The organism is Streptomyces sp. NPDC045026 (assembly GCF_056432625.1).
Window position 1 is genome coordinate 96,390 of the sequence record NZ_JBWKIS010000002.1, and the last position, 20,842, is coordinate 117,231.

The window sequence follows — 20,842 nt, forward strand, 5'->3', positions numbered from 1 at the left end:
GACCCCCCGTGGACCGGCCCGCTTTCGCCTGCGCGTGAGGATGCGTCAGCGAGCGGCGCCCGGCGACTCCACCGGCTCCACCCGCACCCCTCCCGCGGCGCTCCGCATGAGCGTCAGCTTCACCTCGCCCGGCCCGGTCGGTGTGGTCCCGTCGGACAGGACGGCCAGGGCGAGTGTGTTGCGTCCCCTTGTGCGCAGCACCCCGTTCGGCAGGGCGAAGGTGTGCTGCGGCCCTACGTCGTTGATGTACTGGCCCATGTTCCAGCCGTTGAGGAAGATCTGGACGCGATAGGCGCGGCTCACGTCGTCGGTGAAGGTGAGGCCGACGGCGGCGTCGACGTCGTGGTCGATGCCGAGCCGGAAGCCGGTGCGGTACCAGGTGACTCCCTGCTGCTGTCCGTCCGCCGGTGACGGCAGCGTGGCCGGATGCCAGTCGTCGTCCCGGAAGTCCGGCAGGTGCCACCCGTGCCGCTCCCCGTACAGGCCGCCGTTGTTGAGCGGACCGCGCACGGGATCAGGCGCCTTCTCGCCCTGGATGCGCCAGGTCAGGGCCGGGGCCGCGCCCGTGAACGTCACCGCCGTCAGGCCGCGCGCCGCCTTGTGGGAGTCGCGCGCCCCGCCGTCCTCGTCGTGCTGCATCCGACGCACCAGCACGGACAGGGTGTGCCGGCCGGGGGTGCGCAGCGACGCGGGCACCGTGAGGGTGGCGGTGGCCGTCCAGGTGCCCTGCGTGCTCTGCGACTTGTCCGGGACGGGCATCCGGTGCGTGCCCAGCGGCTCCCCGTCCAGCCACGCCATCAGCAGCCCCTGCGTCCCAGTGGTGTACGCCAGGGACACCGACTCGGCGCCGCTCGCGTCGTCGAAGGCCGCGCGGTACCAGACGTCGCCGTAGTGGAACCCGTAGTCGTCCGCGAAGAGCACGGGCCGGCCGGCGGGCACGGGCGTCGTGCTGTGGGAGGACGTCCTGTCGGCGACCTGCCAGTCCGAGTCGTCGAAGGCGGGGTCCGCCTCCGGGTTCTCGCCGCGGCGGCGCCAGCCGGTGAGCGCGGGCAGTGCGACGTCGGGCACCCCGGCGAGGCGCGCCCTGGCCAGCAGGCTGCCACTGGGCGTCGGGCGCATGGCCACGGGCGCTTCGTTCCACGTCACCCGGCCGATCCCGCGCGGCGCCCACACCTCCAGGTCGGCCGCTTCGACGGTGTCGCCCTCGAGGTGGACGCTCGCGCCGTGCAGGGCGGCGGTGCGCAGCAGGGCGGGCCCGCGCACCAGGACAGGACCGGAGGGTGTGTCATGGCGCCACAGGCGAGCGGTGGCCTCGTCGTCGGCGAGCAACAGGAGCAACGGCGTCTCCGCACCGCCGCCCTCGACCAGCACACGCGTCAGCCCGCCGAGCGTGCCGCTCACGCGCAGCACACCGCTCCCGCTGTCGTACGCGGACGTGGCGACCCCGTCGAGGACCGTGACCTTCGGCTCGCCCGTGCACTCCAGGGCCGTCACCGTCGCCTCGCCCGCCCGGCCCGTGAGGACGGCGATGTCGTGGCGAGCGGCGCCGAGCTGGAGCATGGGCTGCGCGGTGGAGTACCGCAGCCGCCGCCGGCCGACGGCGATCCCGGTCGCGAGGAGCTTGGCGTCGCGCGCGCCGACCGTGACGTCCACGGTCGTGGAGCCCCCGTCGTGGGTGACGTCGAGGGTCGACGTCACCTCGGCTGTCGTGTCGTTGCGCAGGACGTAGACGTGCGCGCCCGACTCGGGGTTCACCAGGTGGTAGACCTTGATCCGGTCGTCCCCGGCGGCCGTGTCGGCGGCCCGGTCCAGCTGCGTCAAGTCCGGCACCGTGGCGAGGAGTTGACCGATCTGGTGCATCGGGACCAGCTTGGACGTGATGCCGCGAGCCTCGTCGAGGGCTGCCCCGTAGTCGTACGACGTGTAGACGACGGGCGCCGGCAGCCAGCCCCATGAGGTGCCGCCGAACGTCATGTAGACGTTGTGGACCTTGATCCCGTTGGCGAGGTTGGTGAGGTAGAACCTGCGCTCGTACGCGGCGTCGCGCGTCCTGCGCGCCTCCTCGTAGCCCTTGCCCGCGAACTCGCCGCCGCCCCACGGATCGAACCAGCCGCCGCCGAACTCGGCCAGGAATCCGGCGGTGTCCGGGCTCGCCGTGGAGCCGCCCTTCGCGCCGCCGGTACCGAAGTACCCCCAGTCCGGAGGGTTCCCGGAGGGCGAGGGGTAGCCGTCGAAGGCGTACATGTAGCGGCCGCTCTCGCCGCCGGTGGGGAAGGAGCCGGGGACCCAGTAGCCGTTGCGGCCCTTGTCGTTGTGGAAGAGGGGGACGTCGATGCCGTCGGCGCGCACCTTGGCGTGGAGGTGAGTCATGTAGTCGCGGCCCGCCGCGCTCGTGACGTTCGAGGCGTACTCGTTCTCCAACTGGTAGAGCACGACCGTGCCCTCGCCCTTGGTGTACAGGTGCCGGGCCGCGATCTCGTCCACGGCCGTCAGCCACTCGTCGACGTGCCCCAGATAGGTCGGGTCGGAGGTGCGGGCCGTCCCCGCGGTGGTGGTGAGCCAGCCGGGGAAGCCGCCCGCGTCGACCTCGGCGTTGATGTACGGGCCGGGGCGGAAGATGACGTACAGCCCGCACTCGGCGGCCGTGCGCAGGAACAGGTCGAGGTCCCGCACGCCGGTGAAGTCGTACGAACCGGGCGCGGGGGAGTGGTAGTTCCACGCCACGTAGATGCTCACGCTGTTGTAGCCGTGGGCGCGCAGCTTCTGCAGGACGTCCCGCCACAGGGACGGGCTCGGCAGCCGGAAGGGGTGGACCTCGCCCGACCACAGGGCCGTGCGGCGGCCGTCGATGATCATGGAGTACTTGTCGAAGGCGACGGTGTGCGCGGTGCCGTCGGCCACCGGTGGCGCGGGCCGTGCGTCCGGCACGGCCGCCTGGGCCGTGCCGGACGGGCCGGCGAGTGCCCCGCCGAGGGCGGCCGCCCCCGTGAGGGCGGTGAAGGAGCGTCTGCTGAGCTCCAAGGAGGGCCTCCTGGAAGATTTACGAACCGACCTTGCGCTTGTTCCACACGTCGAAGCCGACCGCCGCGAGCAGGACCAGGCCCTTGATGACCTGCTGCCAGTCGGTGCCGACGCCGACGAGGTTCATGCCGTTGTTCAGGACGCCGAGGACCGTGCCGCCGATGATCGCGCCGAGCACCGTGCCGACACCGCCGCTCATCGACGCGCCGCCGATGAACGAGGCGGCGATCGCCTCGAGTTCGAAGTTGACGCCCGCCTTCGGCGACGCGGCGTTGAAGCGGGCCGCGAAGACCAGGCCCGCGAGCGCCGCCAGCATCCCCATGTTGAGGAAGACCGCGAAGGTGACCTTCTTGTCCCGGACGCCGGAGAGCTTCGCCGCCGGCAGGTTGCCGCCGATCGCGTACACATGGCGGCCGATCACCGCGTTGCGCATCACATAGCCGAAGGCGACGAGGAGCACGGCCAGGACGATCAGCACCACGGGCGCGCCCTTGTAGCTGGCGAGCAGCAGGGTGAAGACGAGGACGGCGGCGACCAGCGCGGTGAGCTTCAGCGCGAACAGCTTCGCGGGCAGCACGTCGAGCGCGTACTCCTGCTGGCGCTTGCGGTCGCGCACCTCCTGCCACACGACGAGGGCGATGAGGCCCAGGCCGAGGAGCAGGGTGAGGTTGTGGTAGTTGGTGTGGGGGCCGACCTCGGGCAGGAAACCGTTGGCGACCTTCTGCAGCCCTTCGGGGAACGGGCCGAGCGTCTGCCCCTTGAGGAAGATCTCCGTCAGACCGCGGAAGAGCAGCATGCCCGCCAGGGTCACGATGAACGACGGTATGCCGAGGTAGGCGATGAAGAAGCCCTGCATGGCCCCGGCGAGGGCACCGACGGCGAGGACCGCGAGGGCGGCCACCGGCCACGACCAGTGGTGCGTGACCATGAGCACCGCGGCGAGCGCCCCCGTGAACGCGGTGATGGAGCCGACCGACAGGTCGATGTGGCCCGCGATGATGACGATCATCATGCCGATTGCCAGGATCAGGATGTAGCTGTTCTGCAGCACCAGGTTCGAGACGTTGCGCGGCAGCAGCAGGTCGCCGCCCGTCCAGACCTCGAAAAGGATCACGATCAGGCCGAGGGCGAAGAGCATCCCGTACTGCCGCATGTTGCGGCGCATGCCGTCGATGATCAGCCGGCCGAGGCCGGTCGCGTGCCCGGTGTCTCCGGATTCCTCCGGGGCCGCGGCGCCGGACGGCGACCCGGCCTTCAGGTTCGTGCTCATCGGTCCTACCTCTTGTCCTTGGTCATGTGCCGCATCAGCACTTCCTGGGTGGCCTCCGCTCGCGGGACCTCACCGGTGAGCCGTCCGGCCGACATCGTGTAGATCCGGTCGCACATGCCGAGCAGCTCGGGCAGTTCGGAGGAGATGAAGACAACGGCCTTGCCCTCGGCGGCCAGTTGGTCGATCACCGTGTAGATCTCGTACTTCGCGCCCACGTCGATGCCGCGGGTCGGCTCGTCGAGGATCAGCACATCGGGCCCCGCGAAGATCCACTTGCTGAGGACGACCTTCTGCTGGTTGCCGCCGGAGAGCCGGCCCACGGGTTCAAAGACGTTGGGGGCCTTGATGTTCATGGACTTCCGGAAGCCCTCGGAGACCTTCCGCTCCTCGTGCTCGTCGACGACCCCGCGCCGGGCGACCTTGCGCAGCGCGCTCAGCGAGATGTTGCGGTTGATGGAGTCGATGAGGTTGAGGCCGTAGTGCTTGCGGTCCTCGGTGACGTACGCGATGCCGTGCCCGACCGCCTCGGGGACGGTGCGGGTGCGGATCTCGGTGCCGTCCTTGAGGACACTGCCGCCCGCGTACTTCCCGTAGGCCCGCCCGAACACGCTCATCGCGAGTTCCGTGCGGCCCGCGCCCATCAGCCCCGCGATGCCGACGATCTCCCCGCGGCGCACGTTCAGGGACACCGAGTCGACGACCTTGCGCTGCTGGTCGATGGGGTGGAAGACGGTCCAGTCGCGGATCTCCAGGGCCGGCGCCGCGGTGGGGTCCTGCGGGTGCGGGGTGCGCTCCGGGAAGCGGTGGTCGAGGTCGCGGCCGACCATGGCGCGGATGATCCGCTCCTCGGTCGTCTCCGCGGCCTTCACGTCCAGCGTCTCGATGGAGTGCCCGTCGCGGATGACCGTCACCGAGTCAGCGACCCGGGCGATCTCGTTGAGCTTGTGCGAGATGATGATCGAGGTGATGCCCTGGCCCTTCAACTCCAGGATCAGATCCAGGAGTTTGCCGCTGTCCTCGTCATTGAGCGCGGCCGTCGGCTCGTCGAGGATGAGCAGCTTCACCTCCTTCGACAGGGCCTTGGCGATCTCGACCAGCTGCTGCTTCCCGACGCCGATGTCGGCGACGCGGGTCTGCGGGTGCTCGTCCAGACCGACCCGCCGCAGCAGGGCCGTGGCGTGCTTGAGGGTCTCGCCCCAGCTGATCACGCCCCGCGTGGCGTGCTCGTTGCCGAGGAAGATGTTCTCGGCGAGCGAGAGGTACGGCACCAGGGCGAGCTCCTGGTGGATGATCACGATGCCGCGCTTCTCGCTCGCCCCGATGTCCTTGAACCGGCACGGCTCGCCCTCGAAGAGGATCTCCCCCTCGTAACTGCCGTGCGGGTGAACGCCGCTGAGGACCTTCATCAGCGTCGACTTCCCGGCGCCGTTCTCCCCGCAGACGGCGTGGACCTCGCCCGCGCGGACGCTCAGGGAGACGTCCGCGAGCGCCTTGACGCCGGGGAAGGTCTTGACGATCGAGCGCATCTCCAGGACGGGTCCCGCCATGGTCGTGCCTTTCTGCTCCGTGTGAACCGGTGGTGTGTGGGCGGGCTACTTGAGGTCGCTCGCCTTGATGTAGCCGGTGTCGATGAGCTCCTTCTGGTAGTTGCTCTTGTCGACGCTCACCGGCTGGAGCAGATAGGACGGCACGACCTTCTTGCCGTTGTTGTACGAAGTGGTGTCGTTGACCTGCGGCTTCTTCCCCTTCAGCACCGCGTCGACCATGCTGGAGGCGACCTTGGCGAGCTCCCGGGTGTCCTTGTAGACGGTCTGGGTCTGCTGGCCCGCGACGATCGACTTCACCGAGGCGACCTCGGCGTCCTGCCCGGTGACGACGGGCAGCGGCTTGCTCGCGGAGCCGTAGTCGTCGGACTTGAGGGCGGACAGGATGCCGATCGAGATGCCGTCGTACGGGGAGAGGACGGCATCCACCTTGGCCGAGGAGTACGACGACGTGAGCAGGTCGTCCATGCGCTTCTGCGCGGTGCCGCCGTCCCAGCGCAGCGTCGTGACCTTGTTGAGCGCCGTCTGGCCGGACCTGACCACGAGCTGCTTCTTGTCGATGTAGGGCTGGAGCACCTTCATCGCGCCGTTGAAGAAGTACTTGGTGTTGTTGTCGTCGTTCGAGCCCGCGAACAGCTCGATGTTGAAGGGCCCCTTCTTGGAGCCGTCCTTCAGACCCAGCTTCTCGGTGATGTACGTGCCCTGGAGTCGGCCGACCTTCTCGTTGTCGAAGGAGGCGTAGTAGTCGACGTAGGGGGAGTTGAGCAGGAGGCGGTCGTAGGAGATGACGGGGATGTTCGCGTCATGGGCCTCCTTGAGCACGTTGGAGAGCGCGTCGCCGTTGATCGCCGCGATAACCAGCGCGTCCACGCCCTGCGTGATCATGCCCTCGAGCTGCTGGACCTGCTGGTCGACGTCGTCCTCGCCGTACTGGAGGGTCGTCTTGTAGCCGGCCTTGTGCAGCGTGGCGACCATGTTCTTGCCGTCGGCTATCCAGCGCTCGGACGACTTGGTCGGCATGGCGATGCCGACGGTCATCTCCTTCTTGTCCTTCGCTTCCTTGCTGCCGCCCTCACTGCTCTGCCCGCAGGCGGTCAGGGCGAGGGCGAGAGCGGCGGCTCCCGCCACGGCGGAAACGGCACTTCTGCGGTTGCGCATGGTCATCAGTCCTTGTCGGTCGCGTCGGGGGAGCGGAATCGTCAGCGGGAAACGCCGGCGGGGAATTCAGTGGGAGACGGTCAGCGGGAAACGGTCGAGAGCGCCCGGCAGCCGCGAGCCGAGCGGCGACATGCCGCCGTCCGCGCCGTGCCGGGCCAGCAGGTCGAGCGCGAGCCGGCCGCGGCGCACGCGCTCACGGGCGGTGTCGAGAGTGACGTCGCGCAGGTGGGCGCCGTACGGGTAGATGGCGGGGGCCTTCGCGAGCCCGAACTTCAGGTACAGCGGCGCCCCGCGGCGGATCAGCTCCGCGATCTCGTACATCCGCACATAGCCGCCGAGGTCGTCCGGCGCCTCGACGTACAGGTCCATGGGCGCGGCGGAGACCCGGCGGATCTCGGTGAGGTGGGCGAGGGTGAGGTCGCTCGGCACGTTGAGCGAGTCGGCGCCGAGCCGTTCGAAGACGGCGTACGAGGCCGGGTTGACCGGGCCGATGAGCGCGGAGACCTTGAGCGTGGTGTCACCGGGGATCACCCCCTGCTCGCGGGCCCGGTGCAGCGTCCACAGCACGCCCTCGTCGGCGACGAGCAGGCACTTCACGCCCAACTCCGTGGCCCGGACGGCGTCTTCCACGCATCCGGCGACGGCGTCGTGGCCGCGGGCGCGCAGGCCCGCGCCGTGCGAGTCGGTGCGCACGGAGGCGCCGGTGTCCCAGGTGCCGCGCGGCCCGGTGAACAGGCACAGTTCGATGTCCCGCTCGGCGGCCGACTCGACCATCTCGGTGATCTCGGCGTCGGTGAGCATCCACACGCCGCTGCCCTGGCTGATCCGGTGGACCGGCACGTCGAGGCGCGAGGCCTCCTTGAGTACGACGGCCAGCGCCTCGGGCCCCTCGACGGAGGGGATCTCGGTGCGCCAGGTGCCGCCGTCGGGGAAGGCGTGCGGGGAGGTGTCGGCTTCGGCGGTGGAGGGGGCGGACAGGCCCAGGGCCGCGAGGGCGGGTTCGCCGGGGCGGCGGGGAGAGGGGGAGTCGGTCACGGGCAGTCCTTCACGTTCGGTGTTGTTCGGTATTTCGAACCAAGTTCGGATCGGTGGGAGTGGGTACGCCCGGAACGTGCCGGGAGGCAGGAGCCAGGGCTTACGGGAGGCTCTGGGGGAGCAGCAGCACCTTGCCCACCTCGGGGTCCCCGGATCCCACCAGCTCGATGCCGTACGGGAACTGATCCAGTGGCAGCTCGTGCGTCACCAGCGGCGACGGATCAAGCAGCCCCGCGCCGAAGACCCGCACGGCATGCGCCCACGCGGCGGGCGGCGCCCCGAACACGGTCCGCACGTCCAGCTGCCGCACGACGAGGCCGGTCGGATCGAGCCCCGCCGCGCCGGACGCCGGGAGCCCGGTGAGGACGAGCCGGCCCCCGCGCCGCAGCAGCGAGGCCGCGGTGCGGGCCGAGTCCACGGACCCGGCGGTCTCGATCACCACGTCGAAGCCGCCGGGCAGCTCCTGGTCGGGCGTACGGAAGTCCGTCGCGCCGAACTGCCCGGCGAGGGCGGCCCGTTCGGGCCGGGTGTCGACGGTGAGGAGCTCTGCGGGGGAGCCCGCCGCGAGGAACTGCACGGCGAGCATGCCGAGGGTGCCCGCGCCGACGACGGCGACCCGTTCGCCCGGCCGCGCGTCCGCCTTGAGCGCGGCCGCGGCGACGCAGGCCGCGGGTTCGAGCAGCGCGGCCGCCGTCAGGTCGGCGTCGTCCGGCAGGACGTGCAGGAGCCGGGCGGGCAGGGTGAGCGTGGCGGCCATGGCGCCGGGCCGTGTGAACCCGGTCTCCTCGTATCCCGCCGCGCACAGCGTCGTCTCGCCGGCATGGCAGCGGTCGCAGACCTGGCAGTTGCGGAAGCCCTCGCCGACGATCTTCCTGCCGACGAGCGACTCGGGCGCACCCGGCCCGACGGCCTCGACCGTGCCGGACCACTCGTGCCCCGGAGTGAGCGGGTACCGCACGTATCCCTCGGGCCGGTTGCCCTGGTACACCTCGCGGTCGCTGCCGCAGATGCCCACGGCGTGGACGCGGACCAGCGCCTCACCCGCCCCCGGCGGCGTCGGCTCGTGCGGGACGATCCGGAACGCGCCCGGTGCCTCGACGACGACCGCGACGCTCATCACGTCCCCTGCGGGCGGCGCTGCTCCCAGCCCTCCGCCCACAGGTCGAACCGCGCCTGCTGCTGCGGGAATTCGGCCGCCGCGTCCACGTCCAGCTCCACCCCGAGTCCCGGCGCGTGCGACAGCTCGAAGCACCCGGTCTCCGGGTCGACCTGCGGCGCACCCTTCACGACCTTCTTGATGGCCGCGTCCGCGAAGTCGTTGAAGTGCTCCAGAACCTTGAAGTTCGGTGTGGAGAACCCGACTTGGAGCGAGGCCGCGGTCAGCACGGGACCGCCCACGTTGTGCGGGGCGACCAGCACGTAGTGGGACTCCGCCGTCGCCGCCAGCTTCCGCGTCTCCCAGATGCCGCCGATGTGGCCGACGTCCGGCTGGATGATGTCCGCGGCCTGGCTCTCGAACAGCTCGCGGAACTCGGTCCGGTCATGGATCCGCTCACCCGTGGCGACCGGGATGTCCACCTTCGCTGCCACCTTCTCCAGCGCCTTGAGGTTCTCCGGCGGCACCGGCTCCTCCAGCCACGCGGGCCTGAAGGGGGCGAGGTCGCGCGCGAGCCGGATCGCGGTGGAGGGCGAGAAGCGGCCGTGCATCTCCAGCATCAGCTCGGCGTCCGGCCCGATCGCGTCGCGTACCGCCTCGATCAACGACACGGCGTACAGGCTCTGTTCGTGGTCCAGCTCGTAGTGCCCCGTCCCGAACGGGTCGATCTTCAGCGCCTTGTACCCGCGCTCCATCACGGCCCGCGCCGCCTTGTGGTACGCCTCCGGGGTGCGCTCGGTGGTGTACCAGCCGTTCGCGTACGCCTTGACCCGGTCCGTCACCTTGCCGCCGAGCAGCTGCCACACCGGCACCCCGAGCGCCTTGCCCTTGATGTCCCAGCAGGCCATCTCGACGACCGCGATGCCGGACATCACGATCTCTCCGGCCCGCCCGTAGTCGCCGTACTTCATGCGCCGTACGAGGTCCTCGGTCGCGAAGGGGTCCGAGCCGACGATGTGGTTGGCCTGAGCCTCCTTCAGGTAGCCGACGAGCGCGTCGGTGTGGCCCAGCATCCGGGTCTCGCCGACCCCGGTGATCCCCTCGTCGGTGTGCACCTGGACGTAGGTCAGGTTGCGCCAAGGCGTCCCGACCACGTGTGTGCTGATTCCCGTGATGCGCACGGCAGTTGCCCCCTGCGACGTTCGATATTTCGTCATGCGTTCGAAATCTTGGCGTGACAGTAAGGAGGTGCGTGTGGAGTGTCAATGGTTCGCGCAGTGGACGGCCCGGTACGCCGTGCGCAGAAGCCGTATGGCGGGTCAATTCTTCGGAACACGCGGCCCTGCACAGAACATTCACAGCCCCGGCTTTTTCCGTTACCTGTGCGGCGCCTAGCCTCCATGCGTCATGGATTACTGCCACGCGTGCCGAAGGCACCTCAACGGCGCCCTCGCCTGCCCTGGGTGCGGCACGCCCGCCGAAGCGTGCCGCGCGCACGCGGAGGCGCTCGCGGCACAGGAGTCGGCCGAGAGCGCCGGCACCCCTTCCGTCGACGAACCCACGCACACCCGCCGCTCCCGCAGGGAACGCCGTGAACGCGGTGCCCGCAGGGCCCACCGGCGCCGGCGCAACAAGATCGTGATCGCCGCCGCGGGGCTCGCGCTCGCCGCGGGCGGCCTCAGCTTCGCGGAGCTCGGCACCGAGTCGTCGGCGGACGGCGACGCGCAGGGCGCGTCCACGTCCGCCGAGGAGGCCGCCGACCATGAGGCCGAGGCCGCCGCTTCCTCGGCGGCCGGGTCCCCGACCGGGTCCGCCGCGGCGGACCCGCAGGCGTCGAGCGCCGCCTCGGCGTCCCCCTCCGCGTCCGCGTCGGAGTCCGAGGACGCGAAGAACGACAAGGACAAGGACAAGGAGACGGGGGAGGCGAAGGGCGAGGCGGCGGGCGGCGACCCCTCCGCGCCGGCCGCCACTTCGACCCCGCGCACGCCGACCGGCCCCGGTACGCCCGCTCCCGGCCCCACCACGACACCGCCCCCGCCGCAGCCCGCCCCGACGGAGACGTGCGACCGCTTCCTGTGGTGGTGCACCTAAGGGTTTGCGCCCTGTTGGGCTTACGGGGGCGTGCGCTTACGGGGCGTGCGCTTACGGGGCGTGCGCCTTCGGGATGTGCGCCTTCGGGATGTGCGCTTACGGGCACGCGCGCCTTCGGGGTGTGTGTCCAAGGGCTGCGCGCTGTGCGGCCGGCGTCAGGCCGTGGCGTCGGTGTCCATCATCTTGGCGAGAAGTCTGCGCAGGGATTCCCGCTCGTCGCCGGTCAGCGCGGCGATGGCGCCGCGCGCGAAGCCCAGGTTCCCCTGCACGCCGCGCGCCATCCGCACGCCCTCTTCCGTCGGCGCGGCCAGCTTCACGCGCCGGTCGGCCGGGTCGGGGCGGCGCTCGACGAGGCCGCGTGTCTCCAGGCGGTCGATGAGCCCGGTGATGTTCGACGGCTCGCAGTTCACCTGCTGGGCTATGCGCCGCATGGGCATCGGCTCGCGGGAGAGCAGGTCGAGGACCCGCGCCTGCGCCGTGGTGAGCCCCTGGCCCGAGGCGGCCTGCTCGTACTCCTTGTAGTGCCGCGAGACCAGGGTGCCGATCAGCTCGACCAGGTCGGCTGTCACGGGATCGGCTGTACCGAGATCGGCTGTACCGAGGTCGGTTGTCACGGGGTCCGGGGCGGAGCTGCTTGCGGCCATGTACTCCAGAGTACCCATTTACTTGACACTATGAAATATCGAGGAGCATGGTTGTTTCAGTAAGTGAAGCAATCAGGAGGCCCCCGTCATGTCTGTCGACACCCCCCAGATCCCCGCCACGAGCCGCGAGTGGCAGCTGACCAGCCGCCCGGTCGGCTGGCCCAAGCCCGAGGACTTCCAGCTCAGCGAGGTGGAGATCGCCCAGCCCGGCCCCGGCCAGGTGCTCGTCAAGAACCTGTACGTGTCCGTGGACCCGTACATGCGCGGCCGCATGAGCGCCGCCAAGTCGTACGTCGCCCCGTACGAGCTCGGCACGGCGATGCAGGGCGGCGCGGTCGGCGTGGTCGTCGCCTCGAACGACGAGGGTGTGGCCGTCGGTGACCATGTGCTGCACTTCAACGGCTGGCGCGAGTACGCCACCTTCGACGCCAAGCAGGCCGTGAAGGTCGACCCTCAGGCCGCGCCCCTGTCGACGTACCTCGGTGTCCTCGGCATGACGGGCCTGACGGCGTACGCGGGTCTCCTGCGCACCCTGTCCTTCAAGGAGGGCGACACGGTCTTCGTCTCCGGCGCGGCCGGTGCCGTCGGCAGCCAGGTCGGCCAGATCGCCAAGCTCCTCGGCGCGGGCCGCGTCGTCGGCTCGGCGGGCTCGGCCGAGAAGGTCAAGCTCCTCGTCGAGGAGTACGGCTTCGACGCCGCCTTCAACTACAAGGACGGCTCCGTCTTCGAGCAGCTCAAGAAGGCGGCCCCCGACGGTATCGACGTCTACTTCGACAATGTCGGCGGCGACCACCTCGAAGCGGCGATCGGCCAGCTCAACCGCGACGGACGCATCGCGATCTGCGGCGCGATCTCGGTCTACAACAACACCGAGGCCGCCCCGGGGCCGCGCAACCTGGCGCGCCTGATCCAGACCCGCGGCCGCATCGAGGGCTTCCTGGTCGGCGACCACTACGACCTGCAGCCGCAGTTCGTGCAGCAGGTCGGCGCCTGGATCCGCTCCGGCGAGCTCAAGTACCGCGAGACCGTCGTCGAGGGCATCGAGAACAACCTGGAGGCGTTCCTCGGGGTTCTGCGCGGCGACAACATCGGAAAGATGATCGTCAAGCTGGGGGAGTGACCCCGGTCACCCTCGTTCCTTCCGGGATTCGGTAATCTCTTTCCGCCTACCGGATCAAGCGAGATCGAATGAGGGAGTACGGGATGCCCATCCAGCAGTCGGACGTCGTCTACACCGCCGTAGCCACCGCGGAGAACGGCCGTGACGGCCGCGTCTCCACGGACGACGGCAAGCTCGACGTCGTCGTGAACCCGCCCAAGGAGCAGGGCGGCAGCGGCGCCGGCACCAACCCGGAGCAGCTGTTCGCCGCCGGCTACAGCGCCTGCTTCCAGGGCGCGCTCGCCGTGGTCGCCCGCCAGGAGAACGCCGACATCTCCGGCTCGACCGTCACCGCGCACGTGGGCATCGGCAAGAACGACGAGGGCTTCGGCCTCATCGTCGAGATCTCCGCCAAGATCCCGAACGTGGACGAGGCCACCGCCAAGTCCCTGGTCGAGAAGGCCCACCAGGTGTGCCCGTACTCCAAGGCCACCCGCGGCAACATCACGGTCACGCTCTCCGTCTGACGGGTGCGACCCGGTCCCGGCCCGTACCCCGCACAAGGGGTGCGGGCCGGTCCCATAGGGTGGTGCCCATGCGTGATCTCGGTGCGGGCTTCGGCTACTTGATGAAGGGCCAGCGCTGGGTCTCCCAGCACGGCAAGCAGTTCGGCATGGGTCTCCTGCCCGGCCTGATCACCCTGGTCCTGTACGCGGCCGCACTGGTCTGCCTGGCCCTGTGGGGCGACGACTTCGTCACCTGGGCGACCCCCTTCGCCGACGACTGGACGTCGCCGTGGGCCGGCCTGTTCCGCGGCTTCCTCACGGCCGTGCTCTTCGCCCTCGTCCTGCTGCTCGCCGTCCTCACCTTCACCGCCGTCACTCTCCTGATCGGCCAGCCCTTCTACGAGTCCCTGTCGGAGAAGGTCGACCTCGCCGAAGGCGGCCACGCCCCCGAGTCGGGCCTCCCGCTCTGGCGCGAGCTGTGGATCTCCGCCCGCGACAGCCTGCGGGTGCTGGTCCGCGCCGCGCTCTGGGGCATCCTGCTCTTCGGCCTCGGGTTCATCCCGTTCGTCGGCCAGACCGTCGTCCCGGTGATCGGCTTCTTCGTCACCGGCTTCTTCCTCACCGAGGAACTCGCCGCGGTCGCGCTCCAGCGCCGCAGCGTCGAATTCCGCGAGCGCCTCGCCCTGTTGCGCTCCCGCAAGGGCCTCGCCTGGGGCTTCGGCACGCCACTCGCCCTCGCGTTCCTGGTGCCGGTCGTCGCGGTGTTCCTGATGCCGGGAGCGGTGGCGGGCGCGACCCTGATGGCCCGGGACCTGCTCGGCGAGACGACCCCGGAACCGGCACCGGAGCCCGGGGAGCCGGCCACGTACTGACGCCGGGGACCCCGGACGCGGGCTAGCGTCGGACCATGGAAAAGATCGCCTTCCTCGGCCTCGGTCACATGGGCGCGCCCATGGCCCGCCATCTCCTCGACGCCGGACACCCGCTGACCGTCTGGAACCGCACCCCGGCGAAAGCCGCCCCGCTCGTCGAACGGGGCGCCGTACTCGCCGACAGCCCCGCCGACGCCGTGCGCGACGCGGACGTGGTGATCACGATGCTCGCCACCCCGGACGCCGTGTCCGAGGTCGCCGACGCCATCGTGCCCGAGCTGCGTCCCGGCACGTACTGGGCGGAGATGTCGACCATCGGGCCCGACGCCGTACGCCGGCTGGCGGCGCGCCTCGGTGACGGGGTGACCCTCGTCGACGCCCCGGTCATGGGCAGCACCGACAAGGCGGAGGCAGGCGAGCTCGGCATCCTCGCGGGCGGCGACGCGGACCGGATCGAAGGCGTACTCGCGCACCTCGGGACGGTCACCCGCACCGGCGCGCCCGGCTCCGGCGCCGCCCTCAAACTCGTCGTCAACACCGCGGTCATCGGCAGCGTCGGCCTGGTCGCCGAGGCCATGGCGCTCGCGGACGCGCTGGGCCTGCCCGAGGACGTCGCGAAGGGCGCCCTCGCCGCGGGACCCCTCGGCGGAGCCGTCGCCCGCGCCTTCGCGCAGGGGGTGCACTTCGGTTCGGACCTCGCCGTCAAGGACATCGCCCTGGCCACCGGAACCACCGAACTCCCCGCGATGGAAGCCGTGTTGGGCCACTTCAAGGAGGTCGCGGCGGACCCGGCCCTCGCCCACGAGGACATCGCGCGGGCCGTCACCCGTATCCGCGAGCGGTAGGCCGGGCCATACTGCGCCCATGAAGACGGCGAATCTGGGTGTGCTCTTCCTGATCGAACTGGCCGCCCTCGGGGCCGTCGGCCGCTGGGGGTTCACCCGCGACGTGTCGGCGCCGCTCGCCTGGCTGCTCGGCCTCGGTGCCATCGCGGTGATGATCACGCTGTGGGCGCTGTTCGGGTCCCAGAAGGCGTCGTACAAGACACGGGGCGCCGGCCGGGTCGCCTTCGAGCTGGTGTGGTTCGGGGCGGGCGTGGCCGCGCTCCTGCTGAGCGGGGCGGTCGGCTGGGCCATCGCTTTCGCCCTGGTGTGTGTGGTGAGCAAGACGCTCGCGGTTGCCTGGAACCAGTAGCCGCCGCGCACAAGCGAGTTGAGTTCAGCCGGGGCCCGGGTCCCCCGCGTCCCCCTCGACGAGCGCCAGGAAGTCGCGGAACGCGCCCGGCATGTCCACCGACTCGGGGTCCAGCAGCCACTGATACTGCAGCCCGTCCATCACCGCCACGAGCAGCGGCGCCGCCCGCTCGGGCGTGAGGCCGCCCGGCAGCCGCTCCCCGTACTCGGTGCGCAGCACCGCGGCCATGTTCTCCCGCACGTTCCCGTACCGCTGGGTGAAGTAGGGGCGCGCCGGGTGGTCCTCCGTGACGCTCTCGCCGAGCAGCGCGGAGAACGTCTGCACGATGCCGGGCCGCATCGCGTTGTACTCGACCAGAGAGGCGAGCAGGTCGAGCCGCCATCGGCCGTCCGGCACCGCGTCCCACTGGTCGCGCTCCTCCAGGACCGCGACGAGCAGCGCCTCCTTGGTGCGGAAGTAGTGCAGCAGCCCCTGCTGCGTGAGCCCGACGCGCTCGGCCACCGCCCCCAGCGTCGCGCCGCGGTACCCGCGCTCGGCGATCACCTCCAGGGCGGCACGGAGGATCTCCGCGCGCCGTTCCTCGCTCCTGGCGGTTCTCGTACCCATGCCGTCACCGTACGACATCGTTTATAACGGCGACATAACGAAATCTACCGGCTTACAGGTAGCGGGTGCAGGATGGCGGGCAAGGGCCGGACTTCAATGAGGAGGCGCCGTCGTGGCGGACACCCAGCAGGACCAGGCGCGCGAGGCGGTCGTCGAGGCCGCGCTCGGCAAGCTCGACCTCGACACCAAGACGGGCCTCCTCGGCGGGCAGGACATGTGGTCGCTGCCCGCCGTCCCCGGCATCGGCCTCGCCTCCCTCGTGATGTCGGACGGCCCCGTAGGTGTCCGCGGCATCCGCTGGACCGCCGACGACCCCTCGATCGCCCTGCCGTCACCGACCGCGCTCGCCGCCACCTGGGACCCTGAACTCGCACGCAGGGCCGGGCAGTTGCTCGCCCAGGAGGCCCGCCGCAAGGGCGTCCACGTGCTGCTCGCCCCGACCGTCAACCTGCACCGCTCGCCCGTCGGGGGCCGGCACTTCGAGGCCTACAGCGAGGACCCGTACCTGACCGGCGCGATCGGCACCGGCTATGTACGCGGCGTGCAGTCCGGCGGCGTCGGCACCACCGTCAAGCACTTCGTCGCCAACGACGCCGAGACCGAACGCTTCACCGTCGACAACATCGTCTCCGCCCGCGCCCTGCGCGAGCTCTACCTCGCCCCCTTCGAGGCCATCGTCGAGAACGCCCACCCCTGGGGCATCATGACCGCCTACAACACGGTCAACGGCACGACGATGACCGAACACCGCTACCTCGTGAACGAGGTGCTGCGCGGCGAATGGGGCTTCGACGGCTTCAACGTCTCCGACTGGATGGCCGCCCGCTCCACCACCGGTGACATCGAGGGCGGCCTCGACGTCGCGATGCCCGGCCCGCGCACCGTCTACGGCCCGGCGCTCGCCGCCGCCGTCCGCGCCGGCGAGGTCGAGGAGTCCACCGTCGACGAGGCCGTGCGCAACGTGCTGCGCCTCGCCGCCCGCGTCGGCATCCTCGAAGGCGCCGAGCCCGTGGTCACCGAGGCCCCGGCAGAGATCGACGGCGAGGCGCTCGCCCGCGAGATCGCCCGCCGCGCCTTCGTCCTCGTCAGCAACTCCGGTGCGCTTCCGCTGCGTTCGGGCAGCGTCGCCCTCATCGGCTCCGCCGCCCGTGATGCCCGCGTCCTCGGCGGCGGCTCGGCCACCGTCTTCCCCGCCCACGTCGTCTCCCCCCTCGACGGACTGACCGCCGCGCTCCCCGAGGGCGCGCTCACCTACGCCGTCGGTGCCGACCCGAACGAGGAACTCGCCGCCGCGGGCGCCGGGTTCGAGCTGCGCGCCCGCTGCCTGGACGCCGCAGGCGACCTCATCGGCACCGCTTCCGTGCCCGGTGGCCGCATCCAGTGGATCGGCGCCGACCTGCCCGACGGCGTCACCCACGACACCCTGCACACCGTCGAGATCACCGGCACCTTCACCCCGCGCGCGTCCGGACCGCACACCTTCGGCACCCAGGGCATCGGCGGCTTCACCCTCGCCGTCGCCGGACGGACCGTCTTCGACGGGGAGCAGCCGCTCGCCTCCGCCGCCGACCCGTTCGCGGCGTTCTTCGGCAGCCCCGTCGGCCGCGGCGACGTCGACCTCGTCGCCGGCGAGCCCGTCGACGTATCCCTGCGCTACGCCGTCTTCAAGCCCGCGGGCGCCCCGCTCCAGGCCGTCGCGTTCTCACTCGTCCACCGCGAGCCGCAGCGCGACCCCGACGAGCTGATCGCCGAAGCCGTCGAGGCCGCGCGGGCCGCCGACACCGCGGTCGTCGTGGTGGCCACCACCGAACGTGTCGAGTCCGAGGGATTCGACCGCAAGGACCTGCGCCTGCCGGGCCGTCAGGACGACCTCGTCCGCGCCGTTGCCGCCGCCAACCCGAACACCGTCGTGGTCGTGAACTCCGGCTCCCCGGTGGAACTCCCGTGGCGCGAGGACGTCGCGGCCGTGCTCCTGAGCTGGTTCCCCGGCCAGGAGGGCGGCGACGCACTCGCCGACGTCCTCACCGGAGCCGAGGAGCCCGGCGGCCGGCTGCCCACCACCTGGGGTGCGTTCGAGGACGCACCCGTCACCGAGGTCGCCCCCACCGACGGCCGACTCGCCTACACCGAGGGCGTGTTCATCGGCTACCGCGCCTGGGAGAGGTCGGGCGCCACCCCGTCGTACGCCTTCGGCCACGGCCTCGGCTACACCGAGTGGAGGTACGAGTCGATCGAGGTGCGGGACGAGGGCGCGACGGCCGTGGTCCGGGTTCGCAACACCGGGGAGCGCACGGGCCGTGAGGTCGTCCAGGTGTATCTGGCGCCCGAACAGGCCGACCCCGCCCGCCCGGCCCGCTGGCTGGCCGGCTTCGCGGGCGTCGAGGCGGCGCCCGGCGAGAGCGCCGAGGTCGCCCTCGCGCTGCCGCGGCGCGCCTTCGAGATCTGGGACGAGAACGCCGGCGCCTGGGCGCACCGGCCGGGCGCGTACGAGGTCGAGGCGGGTCGCTCGGTCGCGGACCGCCGCGTGAGCACGAGGGTCGTGCTCTGACCGGATTCGCCGGGGGCCGTTGCAGGGGGCGCGGGTTCCGGGCCCGGCGGTTCAGGCGCGGGTGCCGAACCCGTACACCGTCTCCGACCTGAACACCTCACCCGGCCTCAGCTCCGTCGACGGGAACTGGGGCCGGTTGGGGGAGTCCGGGAAGTGCTGGGTCTCCAGGGCGATCCCGGAGCCGGGCGCGAACGGCAGCGTCTCGTCGAAGTGGTCGCCCGTGTACAGCTGGAGCCCCGGCTCGGTCGTCGCGACGGCCAGCGTCCGCCCCGACGCCGGGTCGTGCAGCTCGGCGACCCCCACCGGCGCCTCGGTGACCCCCTTGTCGAGCACGTAGTTGCGGTCGTGGCCGGGCCCAGGCTTGCGCGGCTCCCGGAAGTCGAAGGCCGTCCCGGCCACTTCGGTGAACTCCCCGGTCGGGATCAGATCCCCGTCCGCCGCGGTGAACCGCGAGGCCGCGATCCGCACCTCGTGCCCACCGGCCGCGTCACCGGAGCCCGCGCCGCCCAGATTCCAGTACGCGTGGTTCGTCAGGTTCACCACGGTCGGCGCGTCGGTCACCGCCTCGTACGCGATCCGCAGCGCCCCGCCCTCGTCGAGCGTGTACGTCGCCGAGACCTCCAGGCGCCCCGGGAAGCCCTCCTCTCCGTGCGGGCTCACCCGGTGCAGTCGCACACCGTGCTCCAGCGGGTCCGCTTCCCACACGCGCTTGTCGAAGCCGCGCTCGCCACCGTGCAGCGCGTTCGTCCCGTTGTTCTGCGCCAGGTGGTAGATCCGGCCGTCGAGCGGGAACCGGCCGCCCGCGATCCGGTTCGCGTACCGGCCGACCAGCGCGCCGAGGAAGGGGCCGGGATGAGCGAGGTACCCGTCCAGAGTGGGAAACCCGAGCGCCACGTCCGCCGTGACACCGGCCCGGTCGGGAACCTCCGCCGACTGCACGATCCCGCCGTACGTCAGGACGCGCACCCGTACCCCGCCGCGTTCGAGGGTCCAGCGGTGGACGGGCGTGCCGTCGGCAAGCGTGCCGAAGAGTTCGCTGCGCATGATCGAGACCCTACGCCCGGGAACCCGGAACCCCCGGCTCAGCTGATCGGCTTCTTGGCCGTCACCCGGCGGTACGCCATCGCCGCGAGCCGCGACTGGCCGTCCTTGCTGGGGTGGAACCAGTCCCAGTGGCTCAGCTGTTTGCCGTCGAACCGGTAGTCGAAGACCGCCCCGCCGTCGTAACGGCACCGCCGGTCCTTCGCGCACACGTCCGCGAGCACCTCGTTGTACGCCATCACCCGGTCCTGTACCGAGGCGCGCCGCCGCGCGGCCTCCGCGGTGAGGTCGTCCGGGTCGGCGAGCATCGACGAGCAGATGCCGAGCTTCCACACCTGCTTGCCCAGCGGGTTCGTCCGGCCCGCGGACCACAGGCGCTTGAGGTCCGGCACGCTCGACACGTACACCTGCGCCTTGGGCACCTCGCGCCGCAGCGTGCGCAGCGCGTCCTCGAAGTCGGCGCGGAACGTGTCCACCGGCGTCATCGAGGCGGGCGTCGGCCGGCACGCGTCGTTGGCCCCCGCCATCACCGTCACCAGGCCCGGTGACGCCGCGGCCGCCTGCTCCATCTGCGCGGGAAGGTCAGCCATCCGGGCGCCGGTGCGCGCGTAGTTCCAACTGTGCGTGGCCGCCCGGTCCTTCCCCAGGAGCCGGACCGCGAGGCTGCGCACCTGGGTGTCGGAACCGGTCGCCCACGACACCTCGGGGCAGTCCGTGAGCACCGAGCAGGCGTCGAAGCCCCGCGTGATGGAGTCGCCCACGGCGGCAACGGAACGCGGGCTCGTGTCCCACGTGGGGGTGGGCTTCGGGGACGGGTTCGTGCCGGCCGTACTGCCCTTCGGGCCGGGGGAGTTGTCGCCGATCGCGTCGCACGCGGCGAGACCCGCGGCACCGAGCAGAACCGCCGTCACACCGGCGACAGCGGCCCGGACGGCAGCTGACCGGTGGCTTCGGATCCGCATCCCGTTGTCCTCTCTCACCGCTCTTGGCCGCTGCCGGCGCCTCTGCTGTCGAACGTGACGCCGTGCACACCGCCGCGGTTGAGTCCCCGCGGGTGAAACGTCGGTGTTTGAGGGCGCCGGGACCGACGGTACGTCACACTCCTTGCGCCGCCACA

The 20,842-nt window shown here is 71.2% G+C and carries 18 protein-coding genes; 7 read left to right on the forward strand and 11 right to left on the reverse strand.

The window, feature by feature from the left end:
- Window positions 1–45: 45 nt before the first annotated feature.
- The 7 genes from AC07EJ_RS03995 to AC07EJ_RS04025 form a co-directional block, all read right to left on the reverse strand.
- Window positions 46–3,021, reverse strand: coding sequence for a beta-galactosidase (locus tag AC07EJ_RS03995; RefSeq protein WP_389476174.1), 2,976 nt, complete (start codon window positions 3,019–3,021; stop codon window positions 46–48).
- A gap of 19 nt (window positions 3,022–3,040) precedes the next feature.
- Window positions 3,041–4,291: a multiple monosaccharide ABC transporter permease gene (gene mmsB, locus AC07EJ_RS04000; protein WP_389476172.1), complete on the reverse strand. Its 1,251-nt coding sequence runs from the start codon at window positions 4,289–4,291 to the stop codon at window positions 3,041–3,043.
- 5 nt (window positions 4,292–4,296) lie between these two features.
- Window positions 4,297–5,838, reverse strand: coding sequence for a multiple monosaccharide ABC transporter ATP-binding protein (mmsA, locus tag AC07EJ_RS04005; RefSeq protein ID WP_389476170.1), 1,542 nt, complete (start codon window positions 5,836–5,838; stop codon window positions 4,297–4,299).
- Between the two features lie 45 nt (window positions 5,839–5,883).
- The gene (gene chvE, locus AC07EJ_RS04010; RefSeq protein WP_389476168.1) at window positions 5,884–6,993 is read right to left on the reverse strand and encodes a multiple monosaccharide ABC transporter substrate-binding protein; all 1,110 of its coding nucleotides are present in this window, start codon (window positions 6,991–6,993) and stop codon (window positions 5,884–5,886) included.
- Between the two features lie 66 nt (window positions 6,994–7,059).
- On the reverse strand, window positions 7,060–8,028 hold the full coding sequence (locus tag AC07EJ_RS04015; RefSeq protein WP_389476166.1) for a hypothetical protein: 969 nt from the start codon (window positions 8,026–8,028) through the stop codon (window positions 7,060–7,062).
- 100 nt (window positions 8,029–8,128) lie between these two features.
- A complete protein-coding gene (locus AC07EJ_RS04020; protein ID WP_393582711.1) occupies window positions 8,129–9,145 on the reverse strand; it encodes a zinc-dependent alcohol dehydrogenase in 1,017 nt (338 codons plus the stop codon).
- Window positions 9,145–10,305 (reverse strand): mandelate racemase/muconate lactonizing enzyme family protein, encoded by a 1,161-nt coding sequence (locus tag AC07EJ_RS04025; RefSeq protein ID WP_389476162.1) that lies wholly within the window; start codon window positions 10,303–10,305, stop codon window positions 9,145–9,147. The genes AC07EJ_RS04020 and AC07EJ_RS04025 overlap by 1 nt, the downstream gene beginning before the upstream one ends.
- A gap of 226 nt (window positions 10,306–10,531) precedes the next feature.
- On the opposite strand from AC07EJ_RS04025, the gene AC07EJ_RS04030 reads away from it, so the two are divergent.
- Window positions 10,532–11,215 carry an SCO2400 family protein gene (locus AC07EJ_RS04030; RefSeq protein WP_389476160.1) on the forward strand — a complete coding sequence of 228 codons (684 nt, stop codon included), beginning with the start codon at window positions 10,532–10,534 and terminating at the stop codon, window positions 11,213–11,215.
- A 155-nt stretch (window positions 11,216–11,370) separates the two neighbouring features.
- On the opposite strand, the gene AC07EJ_RS04035 is transcribed toward AC07EJ_RS04030, so the two are convergent.
- On the reverse strand, window positions 11,371–11,859 hold the full coding sequence (locus tag AC07EJ_RS04035) for a MarR family winged helix-turn-helix transcriptional regulator (RefSeq protein WP_389476158.1): 489 nt from the start codon (window positions 11,857–11,859) through the stop codon (window positions 11,371–11,373).
- A gap of 88 nt (window positions 11,860–11,947) precedes the next feature.
- On the opposite strand from AC07EJ_RS04035, the gene AC07EJ_RS04040 reads away from it, so the two are divergent.
- The 5 genes from AC07EJ_RS04040 to AC07EJ_RS04060 all read left to right on the forward strand — a co-directional run bounded on the left by AC07EJ_RS04040 (window position 11,948) and on the right by AC07EJ_RS04060 (window position 15,530).
- Window positions 11,948–12,979 (forward strand): NADP-dependent oxidoreductase, encoded by a 1,032-nt coding sequence (locus tag AC07EJ_RS04040; protein WP_393582705.1) that lies wholly within the window; start codon window positions 11,948–11,950, stop codon window positions 12,977–12,979.
- A gap of 83 nt (window positions 12,980–13,062) precedes the next feature.
- Window positions 13,063–13,485: an organic hydroperoxide resistance protein gene (locus tag AC07EJ_RS04045; RefSeq protein WP_266564579.1), complete on the forward strand. Its 423-nt coding sequence runs from the start codon at window positions 13,063–13,065 to the stop codon at window positions 13,483–13,485.
- 68 nt (window positions 13,486–13,553) lie between these two features.
- Window positions 13,554–14,336 (forward strand): EI24 domain-containing protein, encoded by a 783-nt coding sequence (locus AC07EJ_RS04050; protein WP_393582702.1) that lies wholly within the window; start codon window positions 13,554–13,556, stop codon window positions 14,334–14,336.
- Between the two features lie 35 nt (window positions 14,337–14,371).
- Window positions 14,372–15,181: an NAD(P)-dependent oxidoreductase gene (locus AC07EJ_RS04055; protein ID WP_389476152.1), complete on the forward strand. Its 810-nt coding sequence runs from the start codon at window positions 14,372–14,374 to the stop codon at window positions 15,179–15,181.
- A 19-nt stretch (window positions 15,182–15,200) separates the two neighbouring features.
- Window positions 15,201–15,530 carry a YrdB family protein gene (locus AC07EJ_RS04060; RefSeq protein ID WP_389476150.1) on the forward strand — a complete coding sequence of 110 codons (330 nt, stop codon included), beginning with the start codon at window positions 15,201–15,203 and terminating at the stop codon, window positions 15,528–15,530.
- 24 nt (window positions 15,531–15,554) lie between these two features.
- On the opposite strand, the gene AC07EJ_RS04065 is transcribed toward AC07EJ_RS04060, so the two are convergent.
- Window positions 15,555–16,154, reverse strand: a complete 600-nt coding sequence (locus AC07EJ_RS04065) for a TetR/AcrR family transcriptional regulator (RefSeq protein WP_389476148.1) — start codon at window positions 16,152–16,154, stop codon at window positions 15,555–15,557.
- A gap of 94 nt (window positions 16,155–16,248) precedes the next feature.
- On the opposite strand from AC07EJ_RS04065, the gene AC07EJ_RS04070 reads away from it, so the two are divergent.
- Complete coding sequence (locus tag AC07EJ_RS04070; RefSeq protein WP_478883688.1) at window positions 16,249–18,684, forward strand: beta-glucosidase; 2,436 nt, start codon at window positions 16,249–16,251, stop codon at window positions 18,682–18,684.
- A gap of 51 nt (window positions 18,685–18,735) precedes the next feature.
- Here AC07EJ_RS04070 and AC07EJ_RS04075 read toward each other — a convergent pair whose 3' ends face one another.
- Both AC07EJ_RS04075 and AC07EJ_RS04080 read right to left on the reverse strand, forming a co-directional pair.
- Entirely contained in the window at window positions 18,736–19,728 is a 993-nt protein-coding gene (locus AC07EJ_RS04075) for an aldose epimerase family protein (RefSeq protein WP_389476144.1), read from the reverse strand.
- Between the two features lie 38 nt (window positions 19,729–19,766).
- Entirely contained in the window at window positions 19,767–20,687 is a 921-nt protein-coding gene (locus AC07EJ_RS04080) for an SGNH/GDSL hydrolase family protein (RefSeq protein WP_389476141.1), read from the reverse strand.
- Window positions 20,688–20,842 lie beyond the last annotated feature (155 nt).